Origin of the sequence: Thermomonospora umbrina, assembly GCF_003386555.1 — a bacterium.
Lineage (GTDB): Bacteria > Actinomycetota > Actinomycetes > Streptosporangiales > Streptosporangiaceae > Thermomonospora > Thermomonospora umbrina.
The window spans coordinates 4,605,384-4,619,339 of record NZ_QTTT01000001.1 but is presented as its reverse complement, the minus strand read 5'-3'; the positions used below and the strand labels follow the sequence as shown (position 1 = coordinate 4,619,339).

Genomic DNA, 13,956 nt, shown 5'->3' with positions numbered 1-13,956 from the left:
CGGCCCCGGCCCCTGCCCAACCACGCGCCGCCGCACCACAGCACCAACGCGCCCCGGGCCGGGGTCCTCGCCCGGACCATGCGCCGCCCCATCGCAGCACCAACACGCCCCGGGCCCAGGTCGCACACCGCCGGGCACCCACACGCCGACACCCCCGAAGACGCAACCCACGCCACGAAGTCCACAACCCGAAGCGTCACCCACTGCCCCACGCCCACGTCACACCACGCGACAAAATCGACGCACCTCCGGGCCCGCATCCCTGCCGGAACATGCGCCGCCCCATCGCAGCATCGACGCACCTCCGGGCCCGGCCCTGCGCCGCTGCCATGGGGCTCTTGAGGCCCCCGGAGCCGTACCCACGCCGCGAACTTTGCGTCCCGAGGTGCGCGCCACGTCCACGTCACACCCCGCGACGCGGCACCGGCGGCGCCTGAGAAGGCATTCCATGCGGCACAGCCACGGGCCAGGTGCCGGACCGGCTTTGCCCGCCCCTGCACGCAGTTGCAGCACGCGCTGACGGTGCTGGAGGGCGTGGCCCGCGTTGCGGGATTCGGAGGTCGGGTTTTGTTCCGTCTTTAGGGACTTCACGCCCGTGTTGTATTGCCGGCGGCTTGTTGGCGGTGCCTGGGTGCGTTCGGGGCGAGTTGTATGGACGGAGGGTCGGGGGCGCGGCGTGCGGGGTCGGGGATCAGGGCGGTCGGGTTGCGGGGGTGGGGCGGTCAGAAGGCGGAGATGGTGGTCGGGGCGCGTTCGGAGCGGCTGAGGGCGCGGAGGACGGCGGTGGGGCCGTGGCGGTGGATGGCGAGGCGGGTGAGGAGGTCGGCGACGGTCTCGATGGCCTCGGGGGGCAGGGGCGGGGTCTCGATGCCGACGCTCACGGCGAGGTCGTCGGAGTGGACGGCGATCTCCATGAGGCGGGTGAGGAGCATGTCGTCCAGGCGGAGGGCCCAGGGGTACGCGCCCAGGCGGAGGGGGCGGTCGCCGGACTCGGCGGGCAGGGTGGCGCGGAGGTCGGCGAGTTGGGCGCGGGCTCGGGTGATGAGGGATGCGGGGCCCTCGGCGGCCTGTTCCTCGCCCCGTTCGCGGATCGCGACGTTGGTCTCCTCGTCGAGGTCGGCGCCCAGCCAGCTCACCCGGCCGTAGTGGTCCAGGAGCCCGATGACGTCGGGGGGCGTGTCGGACGAGGCCAGCATGGCGGCCAGGCTGAACATCTGGCCGGTCAGGTGTTCGGCCAGGCCCCCGACGGTGAAGCCCTCCAGGGCGCTGGGGGACTCCCATGCGGCCACGACGGCGGGGTCCTCGATGAGCGGCGGCAGCGTCGCCGCGACCTCCAGGTACATGTCGATCATGGTGGTCTTCTCGGACATGGTCCAGCCTCCACGGGAACGTTCCGCCACGCTCTTCAGAGACTATGACCGAACCGCCCGCCCGTTCCCCGGCGGCCCCGCCACGGCCGCACCGGGGAGGGCGACCGTGACGGGACGATGCTCCGAAGGTCCTGGTGAGAACGCCGGGGGCGACCGGCGAGCCGGGGGTTCGGCCCGGGGCGCGCCGCCCAGAAGCGGCACGGCCACTCCCCCACCGGGGGTCGGCTCGGCGGAAGGTGCCGGGCCGAGGGCCGGTCAGGGTTTGCGGCCGACCGCGCAGAACTGGGAGACCTCCGGGATGCCCTCCCTCGGGGTGGAGTCGGGGCGCCAGCGCGTGCAGGAGACGACCCCGGGTTCGAGGAGTTCGAGGTCCTCGAAGTAACGGGCCAGGTGGGCGCGGTCGCGGGCCACGAGGGGGGTGCCGCCGTGTTCCATGTAGCGCCGGATCGCCTCGTGCATGGCGTCACCGTCCACCTCGGCGGTGGGGTGCGCGATCGCCAGGAAGCTCCCGGAGGGGACGGCGTCCAGCAGGTGGTGGACGGACCGGTGGGCCTCCTCGTCGTCGAGGACGTGGTTGAGGGTGCTCAACAGCATCACCGCGATCGGACGGGTGAGGTCGAGGGTCTCGGAGGCGAGCTTCAGGATGTCCTCCGGCCTGCGCAGATCGCCCTCGACGTAGCTGATCGCGCCCCGGGGGGCGCCGCAGAGCAGTGAACGGGCGTGGGCCACCACCAGCGGGTCGTTGTCGACGTAGACGATGCGGGCCTCGGGGGCGAGCCGCTGTGCCACCTGGTGGGTGTTGTCGGCGGTGGGCAGGCCCGCCCCGACGTCCAGGAACTGTCGGATGCCCTGGTCGACGACCAGATGGCGGATGCAGCGTTCCAGGAACGCGCGGTCGGCGCGTGCCGAGTCCACGATGCCGGGGATGATGTCCTCCACCAGGTCCGCGGCGTTCTTGTCGGCGGGGTAGTAATCCTTGCCGCCCAGCCAGTAGTTCCATGTGCGCGCCGAGTGCGGCCGGTCTATACCGGATTCCGCACGATCTACACCGTGGCTCCTCATCCCGACTCCTTTGGCGTGGAGATCCCGGGCCTCCGCCCTGGGAGGAATCGCGGCACAGTGTCGCAGAATCCGGGCCGACACGCCGAGAGCCTTAACCGAATCTGTCTTGATGTGTGAGGCTTGCTGTGAAGCTTGTCAACAAGTGCGTCCTTCTGCGCCGGGCGTGACGGTGCGGCGGGTCAGGGGCGGGGCGGGTCCTCGTCGCCGGCCGTCGCCTGCTGGAGGGCGGTGATGACACCCATCAGCTCGGCGAGGACGCCGCCGAGCCGGGTGCCGTCGACGCCGCCGATGGTGACGCTGCGCAGCTCGTTCGGCTTGGGCAGCCGCTGGACGATCTCGGGCAGCGAGGAGACCAGCTCGGCCTGGATGCTGGCGGGGGTGCGCTCGTTGTCGAGGGCGGCGCGCAGCCGGTCCCGTTCGAGGTCGAGCAGGGCGCTCCGGTGGGCGGCCTCGGCGCGGGAGTGCTGCAGGGCCAGCTCGCCGTCCAGCTCCAGCCGCTTGAGCTCCTGCTCCTGGGCGATGCGGGCGCGGTCGGTCGCCGCGCGTTCGGCCTGGCGTTCGCGGTCGAGCCGGAGGGCGTGGGTGGCGGTCTCCAGCTCCAGGTCGGCCACCTGACGGTTGTCGTCGTGCTCGCGGTGCGTGCGGCGGAGCCGTTCGGCGGACTCGCCGTCGAAGCGCTCGGCGTCGTTGCGGGCGCGCAGCACCTCCAGCTCGCGGGCGTGCTCGATGCGACGGGTCTCGCGGAGGCGTTCGGCGGTCATCTCCCGCTCGGCGATGACCTCCTCGGTCTGCAGCTCGGCCAGTCGGGCGATCTTGCTCTGCTCGGTGCGGTACGGCTTCTGCAGGTTCTCCCAGAGCCGGGAGGAGCTGACCACGGCCTCCTTGATCTGCACGGTGACGATGCGCAGGCCGAGGCCCTGGTCGCTGTTGTTCTCGCCCTCGGCCACCGCGCGCAGTCGGGCGGTGAGCTCCTCGATGATGGGCTGCTTGTCGCTGAGCACGTCGCGGACGCCCAGGGTCGCGACCTTGTCCTTGATGGCGGCCTCGGCCTGCTCCCGCAGTTGCAGGTTGACCAGCCGCATCGGGTCCTCGTGGTCGCTGAAGTCCAGCTTGCGGTACGCGGTCGCGAAGTCCTGGATGATCCACTGGACGTACCCCTGCACCAGCACGCCCTGCAGCTCCCGACAGATGCAGTACGCGTTGATCAGGATCGTCTGGGTGGCCCCGGGCACCACCAGGAACGAGTCGGTGGACGGGTTGTAGCGGAACGAGACGCCGAGCCCGAGATGCAGCGGCTCGGCGCGGCCCCGCCGGGTGTGGACCACGAAGGCGTTGGGCGGGACGATCACGTTCTTCCAGCGCCAGAATCCGCTGACGCGGACGTCGATGGCGGGCGGCGCGGCCTGCTCCGCCGGCGCCGCGCCCAGGGCCCGTTCGCGTTTGGCCAGGGCGCCCGGCACGGGGGGCTGCATCGTCGCGGCGGGCGCGGGCGCGGCGGGCCCGGCGGACTGCCCGGGGGCTCGCCTGGAGCGCAGGTCGCCCTCCAGCATGGCCTGCTGCGCCACCACCTGCTCAAGGTAGGTGTTGCCCTTCTCAGCGGACATCGGGGCTCCTCGAAACGCCTCGGTGGGACAGGGGCGGCGGGGGCGGAACGATTCTCGCGCACCTGACAATCGGCTCGCAACGCATTCGCGACATCCAGCATCAAAATGGCGAGACGGAGCACTCGGTGGCGCATCGATCGGCACCGCCGCCCTCCGGGCTCGCCGAGCCCGAGCCGCCGCCCGGGGAAACCCTCCACCCCGAGGCGTGGAGCACATGACGCCGATCGGCCATTTTTCGAATTCTCCGGCGGGCTTATGCATGCCACTGACAGAACGACGGACGACGCCGAAGGAGCCGATGTCGGATCGGCTCAGACACCCCTCGAGACCCGCCCTCTCGAGCCGCGAAATTCACGGAGCCGCGACCACCCACCACCATGGGTCGACGGGGGCGACCGGAAGCCGAACCCCCGGCAGCGCCGTCCCGGCACCCCGTAGAGAATCAGACAATTCGCCTAAGCGAGCCGAGAAGGGGAGATGAACAACCGCTCCCACGAAGGTGAATTCCCTCACACGCACCCCCCTATCCGGGCACTGACCTGCGTGTCCGTCATGACCGGTTCGTCTTGAGCGCCCTGGTCGACGTTGCTAAGGTTCTGCGGGACGCGGAGTAGGTCGGGTCCGTCCGGCCCCGTCACCACGGTGCCGCGCAAGCCGCCCCACGACCGTCCCGGCAAGGTCTGCGAACAGCCGCATCAATCGTCGAGGCGAAGGTAATGCGCATCCGCAACTCGTGTCTGCGGACCGGGATCGTCGCCGCTCCGCCGCCGGAACGGCCTTTCGCGGCCCGCGCCCCCGGCCCGGAAACGGCCTCCGTCGCCCTCGGGAAGAACCTCGAAGAATCCGGCCGCGAAAATGGCGCGCCACCGTCGCGCGCCCCGATGACCTCGCACACCCCGACGACCCGCCGTTCCCGGGGCGACCGGGACGGGACCGGCGAGGGAGACCCCCGGTGATCCGCACGACGTCGCGGAACGACGCCGGCGGGACTCCACGGAAGGACGGTTAGCGGTGCACGAGACGGGTTCCTCCGGTGAGCCGGGCTGGTTGCTGGACGATCTGGTCGACCGGGTCGCGGAGGCGCGGCACGCGGTCGTGCTGTCCGCCGACGGCCTGCTCGTGGCCGCCTCCCGGGGGCTGGGCCAGGACGACGCCGAGCACCTGTCGGCGGTGGCCGCCGGGATCCAGAGCCTGGCCCGGGGCGCCGGCGAGCGCTTCGGCGGCGGCGCGGTACGACAGACGATCATCGAGATGAGGACGGCGTTCCTGCTGGTCACGGTGGCGGGCCAGGGGGCCTGCCTGGCCGTGCTGACCACCGAGGACGCCGATGTGGGTCTGGTCGCCTACGAGGTGGCGATGCTGGTGTCCGGCGCGGGTCGTCACCTCGGCACGCCGGCCCGCGCGGCCTCCGGGACCCCGGGCCGACCATGACCCCGGCCCCCGAACACCCGGACCCGCCGCACGACCAGGCGGGGCCGATGGTGCGGCCCTTCGTGATGGCGGGCGGACGGAGTCGGCCGGTGCGCGGCGGGTTCGACCTGATCACGCAGGTCATGGCGACCCGACCGGCGCCCGCGGCCGAGCTCGGCCTGGGCCCGGAGCATCTGGCGATCATGCGGCTGTGTCGGGACGCGATGTCGGTGGCGGAGATCACCGGACGGTTGGACCTGCCCGCCGGGACCGTCCGGGTGCTGCTGGGCGATCTGCTGGACCGCGGGCACGTGATCGTTCAGGAGCCCCGACCGGAGGCCGAGGTCACCGACATCCGGATCTATGAGGCGGTGCTGAACGGGCTGCGGGCCCTGTGACCCGCCCTCGTCCCCTCACACCGCGGGGTCGCCCTTCTCCACCGGCGGGTCCTCGTCCTCCTCGGCCCTGAGGACCACGATCGGGCACTTGGCGTGATGGACGCAGTACGTGCTGGTGGAGCCCAGCAGGGCGCCCAGGAACCCGCCGCGCCCACGGCTCCCCACGACCAGCAGCTCGGCGCCCACGGACGCCTCCACCAGCGCCCGGGCCGGATGGCCTCGGACCACGACGGGTGTCACGACCATCGCCGGATCGGGCCCGAGCACCTCCTCCGCCGTCGCCGACAGGGTCGCCCCGGCCGAGTCCGACAGGTCGATCTCCTCCTCGTACACGGGCACCCCGAACGTCACCGGGATGTCCCACGCGGTGATCGGCTCCAGCCACGCCCCGGTCGCCTCGGCCTGCCGGGCCGCCCACCGCAGGGCCGCCTTGGACTCGTCCGATCCGTCCACCCCGACCACGATCCGGCCCGTGCCCATGCGCTCCCCCAGCCCGTTGCGACGACCGACACCACCGCGATACCCGCCGAACGATCAGCGGAACGTCCCGTGCCGAGCGTCCGGGTCAGGCGGAGCGGCGCTCGGTCTCCGGGTGCCGCTCGGCGACACCCTCGTCGGACTCCTCGGAGTCGTCGGAGTCGGGCTGTTCGGGGATGGTCAGCAGCTTCTGGGTGACCAGGGACTCGGCCTGGACCACGCCGCTGGCGAGGACGGTGTTGCGGTGGCGGAGGCGGCCGTTGTCGCGCAGCAGCTCGTCCACCTCACCGCGCAGCCGGGCGATCCGCTTGCTGAGCCGGGTGTAGGTCACCACGCCGCCCAGGGCGACGCCCACGGCGAACGCGGCGAGCACGGGCGACCAGAGCGCCCCCACGGCCAGGATCGGCAGCAGGATGACGACCGCCATCGCACGGCCATGGCTCTCCGCCCAGTCCCAGGCGGCGTTGACGCGCTTGGGAATCCTCACACCCGTTCCCCTCCTCGGCAGGCCCCGACATGCCTGTGGTCGACCGTATGTCATGGTCACGACAGCCCGGGTTCACCCACGGCGTCCACCGGCGAGAACAGGGCCGGACGTGACCAACGCCCCACGATCGGGGGCCGCGCAACGATTCCCGCGTACACCCCGGCACAGACGCAACGAACGTCCATCATCACGCATGGCCGAAGTCTTCGATAAGGCGGCGCGAGTTCTTAGGCTTACGTTTCGCAACCCTTAGGTCCGAACCAGGAGCCCGCATGACCGTGTCGCCGGTGACGGAGTCGACGACCTCGACCCCCCTGACGATCGACGAGGAGCCGGTGGCGATCCCACGGCGCTTCCTCATGTGCCGTCCCGACCACTTCGCCGTCACGTACGCGATCAACCCGTGGATGGATCCGTCCGCGGGCGCCGACCGGGACCGGGCGGTGGCGCAGTGGGAGGCGCTGCGCGACGCCTACCTCGCGCTCGGCCACCAGGTCTCCCTGATCGAACCGGTGGCGGGCCTGCCCGACATGGTCTTCGCCGCCAACGGCGCGCTCGTCGTGGGCGGTCGCGTGTACGGGGCGAGCTTCGCCCACGCCGAACGGCGTCCCGAGGGGCCCGCCTACGCCGAGTGGTTCCGGCGCAACGGGTTCGCCGACGTCCTGGAGCCGTCCCACGTCAACGAGGGCGAGGGCGACTTCCTGACCCTGGACGAGGTGATCCTGGCGGGCACCGGCTTCCGCACCGAGATCGCCGCGCACCAGGAGGCCCAGGAGCACCTCGGCCGCCCGGTCGTCACGCTCCGGCTGGTGGACCCGCGGTTCTACCACCTCGACACCGCCCTGTTCCCGCTGGACGGCCGCAACGTCGCCTACCACCCGGGAGCGTTCTCCCCCGGCAGCCGAGCCGTGCTGGAACGGCTCTTCCCGAACGCGCTGATCGCCGACGAGGCGGACGCGGCGGTGCTGGGCCTCAACGCGGTGAGCGACGGCCGCAACGTGGTGATCAACGCCGAGGCCGTCGGCCTGATCGCCACCCTGCGCGACCGCGGCTACACGCCCGTCCCGGTGGACCTGTCGGAGCTGCGCAAGGCCGGCGGCGGCCCCAAGTGCTGCACCCTGGAGATCCGGCACTGACCCGGGGGCGTGAACCCGCCCTCCGAGATGCGGCGGCCCGCTCCGGGCGAATATCGTCAACAGAATGAGCACACACTTTGACGTCGTGGTCCTGGGCGCGGGCCCGGGCGGATATGTCGCCGCGATCCGGTCGGCACAGCTCGGGCTCAAGACGGCGATCATCGAGGAACGCTACTGGGGCGGCGTCTGTCTGAACGTCGGCTGCATCCCCTCCAAGGCCCTGCTGCGCAACGCCGAGCTGGCGCACATCTTCACCAAGGAGCGCGAGCTCTTCGGGATCCAGGCCGACGGGGAGGTCCGGTTCGACTACGGCGCCGCCTTCCAGCGCAGTCGCACGGTGGCGGACGGCCGGGTCAAGGGCGTCCACTACCTGATGAAGAAGAACGGCATCACCGAGTTCGACGGGCGCGGCGTCTTCACCGACCCCAACACCCTCCGCGTCGAGTCGGCGGACGGTCTGGGCGAGCCCCAGAACGTCACGTTCGACCACTGCATCATCGCCGCGGGCGCGCACGCGAGGCTGCTGCCGGGCACCTCCCTGTCCGACCGCGTCGTCACGTACGAGGAGCAGATCCTCAGCGAGCGACTGCCGGAGAGCATCGTCATCGCCGGCGCGGGCGCCATCGGCGTCGAGTTCGCCTACGTGCTGCACAACTACGGGGTCAAGGTCACCATCGTCGAGTTCCTCGACCGCATGGTGCCGCTGGAGGACGCCGAGGTCTCCAAGGAGCTGTCGCGCCGCTATCGCAAGCTCGGCATCGACGTGCTGACCTCCACCCGGGTCGACGGCATCGACGACTCCGGCGAGAAGGTCCAGGTCACCGTCACCGGCAAGGACGGCGCCCAGAAGGTGCTGGAGGCCGACAAGGTCATGCAGGCGATCGGCTTCGCGCCGAACGTCGACGGCTACGGCCTGGAGAAGACCGGGGTCCGGCTCACCGACCGCGGCGCGATCGACGTCGACGGCCGCTGCCGCACCAGCGTCCCCCACATCTTCGCGATCGGCGACGTCACCGCCAAGCTGATGCTGGCGCACGCCGCCGAGTCGATGGGCATCGTCGCCGCCGAGACCATCGCGGACGCCGAGACCATGGAGCTCGACTACGTGATGATCCCGCGCGCCACGTACTGCCAGCCGCAGATCGCCAGCTTCGGCTGGACGGAGGCACAGGCCAAGGAGCAGGGGTACGACGTCAACGTGGCCAAGTTCCCGTTCACCGCGAACGGCAAGTCGCACGGCCTCGGCGACCCCAACGGGTTCGTCAAGATCATCAGCGACCGCAAGTACGGCGAACTGCTCGGGGCCCACCTGATCGGCCCGGACGTCACCGAGCTGCTGCCCGAGCTCACCCTGGCCCAGCAGTGGGACCTCACCGTCCACGAGGTCGCCCGCAACGTCCACGCCCACCCCACCCTGGGCGAGGCCGTCAAGGAGGCGATCCACGGGCTGGCCGGCCACATGATCAACTTCTAGCCACCCGCCGACGCCGGCCGCGGCCCCCCGAGGCGCCGCGGCCCGGCCCACGGCCGCCACGACCCGGGCACGACGACCACCGCGCCCGGGCCTTGACGCCGCCCACGGCCGCCGAGACACGGCGAACACGCCTCCACTGCGGACCACCCGCCGAGCGATCTGGCGGAGGGCCTCGCCACGCGCCCGGGCCTTGACGTCGCCCACGGCCGCCGAGACACGGCGAGCACCCCACCGCCGCGGACCACCCGCCGAGCGTTCCCACGGAGGGCCCCGCACACCCGCTGCGGCGGGCGCGTCCGGCGCGCGGTCGGTGGGGGGCGAGCGGATAGCCTCGCCGGCATGGACGGACCGGATGAGCGGCGATGGCGGGAGGAGCGGGCACTGCTCGCCGCCCGCCGCGCCGCGCTCGGTGAACGGGCGGGCGCCCTGTATCCCGACGTGCCCCGCGTCGGCTCGACGACGCTGCTGACGCGGCCGGAGTGGATCCCCGCCGAGCCGCTGCCGCTGGAAGCGGTACGTCTCCGATGGCGGGACGACGCGGCTCCCCCCGCGGTCGACGGCTCCCTGGCCCGCCTGCCCGGCGGTCACCGTTCGTACAGCGAGGCCATGGGGGCGCTCACACCGCCGGCGGTCTTCGAGAACCGCCCGGTCTACCGGATCCTCGCCGCCGGGCTCGGCGAGGGCGCGCGGCCGTCGCTGGAGTTCTCCGCCGGCCGGTACTTCGACGGCGTCGACGTCGGCGAGGCCGCGGCGCACGAACTGGCCGCCGACGTGCCGGGGCTGCCGCTGCGAACGGCCGTCGGCGACCCCCGGGACCTCGTACGGCGGAGCGCCCCCCTCGCGGTGACCACGGTGACGCTGCGACGCGGCACACGGGACGTCGTGCTCCACTGGCGGGATCCCGCGAAGGTCGCGCACGCCGGAGGGCTGCATCAGGTCATGCCCGTCGGCGTGTTCCAGCCGGCCACCCCGGACGCACGGGCGGACTTCGACCTGTGGCGCTGCATGGTCCGCGAGTACGGCGAGGAGTTCCTCGGCACCCCGGAGGACCGAGAGCCGGAGTTCACCTACGACTCGTGGCCCCTCTACCGGCGCATGTCGCGGGCACGCACGGCCGGCGACGTCCGGGCGTACTGCCTCGGGCTCGGCGTCGATCCGCTGACGTTCGCGGTGGACCTGCTCACCGCCGTGGTGATCGACGACACGACGTTCGACGAGCTGTTCGGCGCGCTGGTGGACGTGAACGACGAGGGTCGGGTCACCATGGCGCCGTTCGACGAGCCGGCGCCGCAGCCGATGCAGCCCGCCGGGGCCGCCGCCCTCGCCCTGGCCCGATGGCACGGCGCGACGCTGTTCAGGGCTCGATGAGGCCCTTCAGCTCCTCCAGGGCGTCGTCGAGGTAGTCGATCAGCTCCCACGGGTCCGGGATCATCGTGCGGCAGGTGACGATGCCGATGTCGAGGCGGCCGTCGTACGACAGGACGGTGATGTTCAGACCGCCGGTGAAGTCGCTGACGACGGAGATCGGAAAGTAGCCCAGCACCCGCGCCCCGCGCAGGTACAGCGGGAAGGTCGGCCCGGGGACGTTGGAGACCATGAGGTTGATCGGGCGCACGTGCTCGCCCGGGACCGCCTGCAGGGCGAGCCGCAGGAGCGGGCCGGCCAACGGGGTCGGAAGAAGCTCGCTGAGCCCCTCCAGCCACCCGCCGGACGACTGGGCGAAGCGCCGCTTGGCCGCGGACATGTCGCCGCGGACGGTCTCGAACCGTTCCGCGGGGTCGTCCAGGTGGGTGGCCAGCGGCGTCACCATCGCCGACACCTGGTTGCCCGCCTGCGCGGCGGCCTCGGCCGTCCTGCGCCTGCGCAGGGAGACCGGGACGGCGGCGACCAGCGGCTGGTCCGGCAGGGCGCCGCGCTTGTCCAGCCAGCGGCGCACGGCGGCGGCCACCAGGGACATCACCACGTCGTTGACGCTGCCGCCCAGACTCGCGCGGATGCGCTTGACCTCGTCGAGCGGCAGCGCGCCGAACGCGACCGCGCGCCTCGAGCCGATCGTCCCGTTGAAGGGCGTGGGCGGGGCGACGGTGCGGGGCACCGGCGGGACGCCGTCGCGACCGAGCGCCCCTTGGAGCGCCCGGGCGAACGAACCCACGCCCGGGAGCTGGGCCAGGCCGGGCACCTCGTCCAGGTAAGGGGCGGTGCGGGCCAGCATGCGGGCTCCGCGCAGCGGCTGGACGGCCGCGCGCAGCAGCCCGGCGCCGACCCGTCCGGCCATGGTGGGGGCCTGCTGGAGCGGCACGTCGTCGGGGGGCAGGTCGCGGGGCTCCGGCGAGATGTCGAGCAGCGCGGCCAGGGTCTCGGCGGCGAGCACGCCGTCGACCGCCGCGTGGTGGACCTTGATGTAGACGGCGGTGCGGCCGCCCTCCAGCCCCTGGATGAGGACCAGCTCCCACAGGGGGCGATGGCGGTCGAGGGGGCGTTCGTGCAGCATCGCGACGACGTCGGCGAGTTGGGCGACGGTGCCGGGCGAGGGCAGGCCGACCTCGAACACGTGCCGGGCGGGGTCGAAGTCGGGGTCGTCCTCCCAGTAGGGCCGGTCGAGGCCCAACGGAACGGCGACGAGCCGGCGGCGGAGCGGACGGGCGGCCAGGTGGGCACGTTCCCGGACGAGGTCGATCACCTGCCCGGCGGTCAGCCGGCCGCCCGGGCACGAGGCCGGGTCCAGGATGCCCACACCGGCGATGTGCGTGGGCATGGTGCCGGTCTCGACGTTCAGGAAGTTGGCGTCCACGGCGGTCAGTTGGCGCATCGTCGCCCCCCCAGTTCTCCGGTGCCAGGCGCTGCCTCCTGGATGATGCGGTGCGCCGCCGTGGGTCAACAAGGCAGCCAAGACGTAACGCGGACTCAACGCACCCGTACGAACACTCAGTGTGATCAAACGTCACCGGACGGAGCGATGTCAACTCTCCCTCCGGGGATCGGGCTGCGCGGAGGTGATCACGGGGCTAGGGTTGCCGAGCATGACGGGACGACCGCTCTCGGAGATCGTCGAGGCCGGCTGGGCGGCCGCGCTGGAGCCGGTGGCCGGACGCATCGCGGCGATGGGCGACTTCCTGCGCGCCGAGGTGGCGGCGGGACGCCGTTACCTGCCGGCCGGGGAGCACATCCTGCGGGCGTTCAGGCAGCCGTTCGCCGACGTGCGGGTGCTGATCGTCGGGCAGGACCCCTACCCGACGCCGGGCCATCCGGTGGGGCTGAGCTTCTCGGTGGCCCCGGACGTCCGGCCGCTGCCCGGGAGCCTGATCAACATCTTCCGGGAGTACCAGGCCGACCTGGGGCACCCCGCGCCGAGCACCGGCGACCTGACGCCGTGGACCGAGCAGGGCGTGCTGCTGCTCAACCGGGCGCTCAGCGTGGCGCCCCGCAAACCCGCCTCGCACCGGGGCAAGGGCTGGGAGCAGGTCACCGAACAGGCCATCCGGGCGCTGGCGGCGCGCGGCGGCCCGCTGGTGGCGATCCTGTGGGGCCGGGACGCGCGCGACCTCAAGCCCATGCTGGGCGGGGTGCCGTGCATCGAGTCGGCCCATCCGAGCCCGATGTCGGCCGACCGCGGGTTCTTCGGGTCCCGTCCGTTCGGCCGGGCCAACGAGCTGCTCGAACGGCAGGGCGGGCGGCCCATCGACTGGAAGCTTCCCTGATCGGTGATCCGGGAAGACGGCTGTGACCGCGCGCACGTTTCGTGGCCGGTCACCGAGCACATAGGTTTCTCCGTATGACGGAATACGTGTACCCACCGGTCATCGCCGCGGCGAAGGTCATGTTCAGGGCTCTGGACCTCCGATGCACCGTGGAGGGCGCCCAGAACATCCCGCGGACCGGAGGCGCGGTTCTCGTCAGCAACCACATCAGCTACCTGGACTTCATCTTCGCCGGGCTGGCCGCGCGGCCCGCCGAGCGCATGGTGCGCTTCATGGCGAAGAAGGAGGTCTTCGACCACCGGATCTCGGGCCCGCTGATGCGCGGGATGAAGCACATCCCGGTCGACCGGCAGGCGGGTGCCGCCGCGTACCGCGACGCGCTCAACGCGCTCAAGGACGGCGAGGTGCTCGGGGTGTTCGCCGAGGCGACCATCAGCCGCTCGTTCACCGTCAAGGACATCAAGGCGGGCGCGGTGCGGATGGCCGCGTCGGCCAAGGTGCCTATGATCCCGGTGGCGCTGTGGGGCACCCAGCGGCTGTGGACCAAGGGCCGCCCGCGCAACCTCCGGCAGCGGCACGTCCCGGTGACGATCCTGGTCGGCGAGCCCATGTACCCGACCCGGGTGCGCGACTTCACCCCGGTGGTCGACGAGCTGCACTCCCGGATGTCGGAGCTGGTCGAACGGGCTCAGCGCGAGTACCCGGAGACCCCCCGCCCCGGCGAGGAGTGGTGGCAGCCCGCGTACCTGGGCGGCACCGCGCCGACCCCCGAGGAGGCCGCCGAGATGGACGCCAAGGAGGCCGCGGAGCGCTCCGCGCCTTGAGACCCCGGCGTAAATC

Annotated in this window: 13 protein-coding genes; 7 read left to right on the top strand and 6 right to left on the bottom strand. The window is 72.1% G+C overall.

All coding sequences use genetic code 11. The annotated features are described in order from the left end of the window. Window positions 1-722: 722 nt before the first annotated feature. From DFJ69_RS20610 to DFJ69_RS20600, 3 genes are all read right to left on the bottom strand, one after another. A complete protein-coding gene (locus tag DFJ69_RS20610; protein ID WP_116024122.1) occupies window positions 723-1,370 on the bottom strand; it encodes a maleylpyruvate isomerase N-terminal domain-containing protein in 648 nt (215 codons plus the stop codon). A gap of 255 nt (window positions 1,371-1,625) precedes the next feature. After that, complete coding sequence (locus DFJ69_RS20605) at window positions 1,626-2,432, bottom strand: SAM-dependent methyltransferase (protein WP_116024121.1); 807 nt, start codon at window positions 2,430-2,432, stop codon at window positions 1,626-1,628. Between the two features lie 179 nt (window positions 2,433-2,611). Next, window positions 2,612-4,036, bottom strand: coding sequence for an SPFH domain-containing protein (locus DFJ69_RS20600; protein ID WP_116024120.1), 1,425 nt, complete (start codon window positions 4,034-4,036; stop codon window positions 2,612-2,614). A 1,011-nt stretch (window positions 4,037-5,047) separates the two neighbouring features. Between DFJ69_RS20600 and DFJ69_RS20595 the strand changes: the two genes are divergently transcribed. Both DFJ69_RS20595 and DFJ69_RS20590 read left to right on the top strand, forming a co-directional pair. Beyond that, window positions 5,048-5,467: a roadblock/LC7 domain-containing protein gene (locus DFJ69_RS20595; RefSeq protein ID WP_116024119.1), complete on the top strand. Its 420-nt coding sequence runs from the start codon at window positions 5,048-5,050 to the stop codon at window positions 5,465-5,467. Further along, window positions 5,464-5,844: a DUF742 domain-containing protein gene (locus DFJ69_RS20590; protein WP_116024118.1), complete on the top strand. Its 381-nt coding sequence runs from the start codon at window positions 5,464-5,466 to the stop codon at window positions 5,842-5,844. The genes DFJ69_RS20595 and DFJ69_RS20590 overlap by 4 nt, the downstream gene beginning before the upstream one ends. A 15-nt stretch (window positions 5,845-5,859) precedes the next feature. On the opposite strand, the gene DFJ69_RS20585 is transcribed toward DFJ69_RS20590, so the two are convergent. Together DFJ69_RS20585 and DFJ69_RS20580 are read right to left on the bottom strand one after the other, a co-directional pair. Next, window positions 5,860-6,324, bottom strand: a complete 465-nt coding sequence (locus DFJ69_RS20585; protein ID WP_116024117.1) for a universal stress protein — start codon at window positions 6,322-6,324, stop codon at window positions 5,860-5,862. An 85-nt stretch (window positions 6,325-6,409) separates the two neighbouring features. Then, window positions 6,410-6,808 (bottom strand): hypothetical protein, encoded by a 399-nt coding sequence (locus DFJ69_RS20580; protein ID WP_116024116.1) that lies wholly within the window; start codon window positions 6,806-6,808, stop codon window positions 6,410-6,412. 272 nt (window positions 6,809-7,080) lie between these two features. Between DFJ69_RS20580 and ddaH the strand changes: the two genes are divergently transcribed. The 3 genes from ddaH (at window position 7,081) to DFJ69_RS20565 (ending at window position 10,786) form a co-directional block, all read left to right on the top strand. Continuing rightward, the gene (ddaH, locus tag DFJ69_RS20575; protein ID WP_116024115.1) at window positions 7,081-7,944 is read left to right on the top strand and encodes a dimethylargininase; all 864 of its coding nucleotides are present in this window, start codon (window positions 7,081-7,083) and stop codon (window positions 7,942-7,944) included. 64 nt (window positions 7,945-8,008) lie between these two features. After that, window positions 8,009-9,418 carry a dihydrolipoyl dehydrogenase gene (gene lpdA, locus DFJ69_RS20570; RefSeq protein ID WP_116024114.1) on the top strand — a complete coding sequence of 470 codons (1,410 nt, stop codon included), beginning with the start codon at window positions 8,009-8,011 and terminating at the stop codon, window positions 9,416-9,418. Between the two features lie 339 nt (window positions 9,419-9,757). After that, window positions 9,758-10,786 carry a transcriptional regulator gene (locus DFJ69_RS20565; protein WP_116024113.1) on the top strand — a complete coding sequence of 343 codons (1,029 nt, stop codon included), beginning with the start codon at window positions 9,758-9,760 and terminating at the stop codon, window positions 10,784-10,786. On the opposite strand, the gene DFJ69_RS20560 is transcribed toward DFJ69_RS20565, so the two are convergent. Continuing rightward, a complete protein-coding gene (locus DFJ69_RS20560) occupies window positions 10,773-12,227 on the bottom strand; it encodes a WS/DGAT/MGAT family O-acyltransferase (protein ID WP_116024112.1) in 1,455 nt (484 codons plus the stop codon). The two genes, DFJ69_RS20565 and DFJ69_RS20560, sit on opposite strands and share 14 nt — an antisense overlap. 211 nt (window positions 12,228-12,438) lie before the next feature. On the opposite strand from DFJ69_RS20560, the gene DFJ69_RS20555 reads away from it, so the two are divergent. Both DFJ69_RS20555 and DFJ69_RS20550 read left to right on the top strand, forming a co-directional pair. Next, window positions 12,439-13,116 carry a uracil-DNA glycosylase gene (locus DFJ69_RS20555; protein ID WP_116024111.1) on the top strand — a complete coding sequence of 226 codons (678 nt, stop codon included), beginning with the start codon at window positions 12,439-12,441 and terminating at the stop codon, window positions 13,114-13,116. 74 nt (window positions 13,117-13,190) lie between these two features. Further along, window positions 13,191-13,940, top strand: coding sequence for a lysophospholipid acyltransferase family protein (locus DFJ69_RS20550; RefSeq protein ID WP_116024110.1), 750 nt, complete (start codon window positions 13,191-13,193; stop codon window positions 13,938-13,940). The last annotated feature ends 16 nt before the right edge of the window (window positions 13,941-13,956 follow it).

Excerpts from the sequence above, each read along its gene's own strand:
- DFJ69_RS20610 (WP_116024122.1), bottom strand. The coding sequence starts at position 1,370 with ATGTCCGAGAAGACCACCATGATCGACATGTACCTGGAGGTCGCGGCG.
- DFJ69_RS20605 (WP_116024121.1), bottom strand. The coding sequence starts at position 2,432 with ATGAGGAGCCACGGTGTAGATCGTGCGGAATCCGGTATAGACCGGCCG.
- DFJ69_RS20600 (WP_116024120.1), bottom strand. The coding sequence starts at position 4,036 with ATGTCCGCTGAGAAGGGCAACACCTACCTTGAGCAGGTGGTGGCGCAG.
- DFJ69_RS20590 (WP_116024118.1), top strand. The coding sequence starts at position 5,464 with ATGACCCCGGCCCCCGAACACCCGGACCCGCCGCACGACCAGGCGGGG.
- DFJ69_RS20585 (WP_116024117.1), bottom strand. The coding sequence starts at position 6,324 with ATGGGCACGGGCCGGATCGTGGTCGGGGTGGACGGATCGGACGAGTCC.
- ddaH (WP_116024115.1), top strand. The coding sequence starts at position 7,081 with ATGACCGTGTCGCCGGTGACGGAGTCGACGACCTCGACCCCCCTGACG.
- lpdA (WP_116024114.1), top strand. The coding sequence starts at position 8,009 with ATGAGCACACACTTTGACGTCGTGGTCCTGGGCGCGGGCCCGGGCGGA.
- DFJ69_RS20565 (WP_116024113.1), top strand. The coding sequence starts at position 9,758 with ATGGACGGACCGGATGAGCGGCGATGGCGGGAGGAGCGGGCACTGCTC.
- DFJ69_RS20560 (WP_116024112.1), bottom strand. The coding sequence starts at position 12,227 with ATGCGCCAACTGACCGCCGTGGACGCCAACTTCCTGAACGTCGAGACC.
- DFJ69_RS20555 (WP_116024111.1), top strand. The coding sequence starts at position 12,439 with ATGACGGGACGACCGCTCTCGGAGATCGTCGAGGCCGGCTGGGCGGCC.
- DFJ69_RS20550 (WP_116024110.1), top strand. The coding sequence starts at position 13,191 with ATGACGGAATACGTGTACCCACCGGTCATCGCCGCGGCGAAGGTCATG.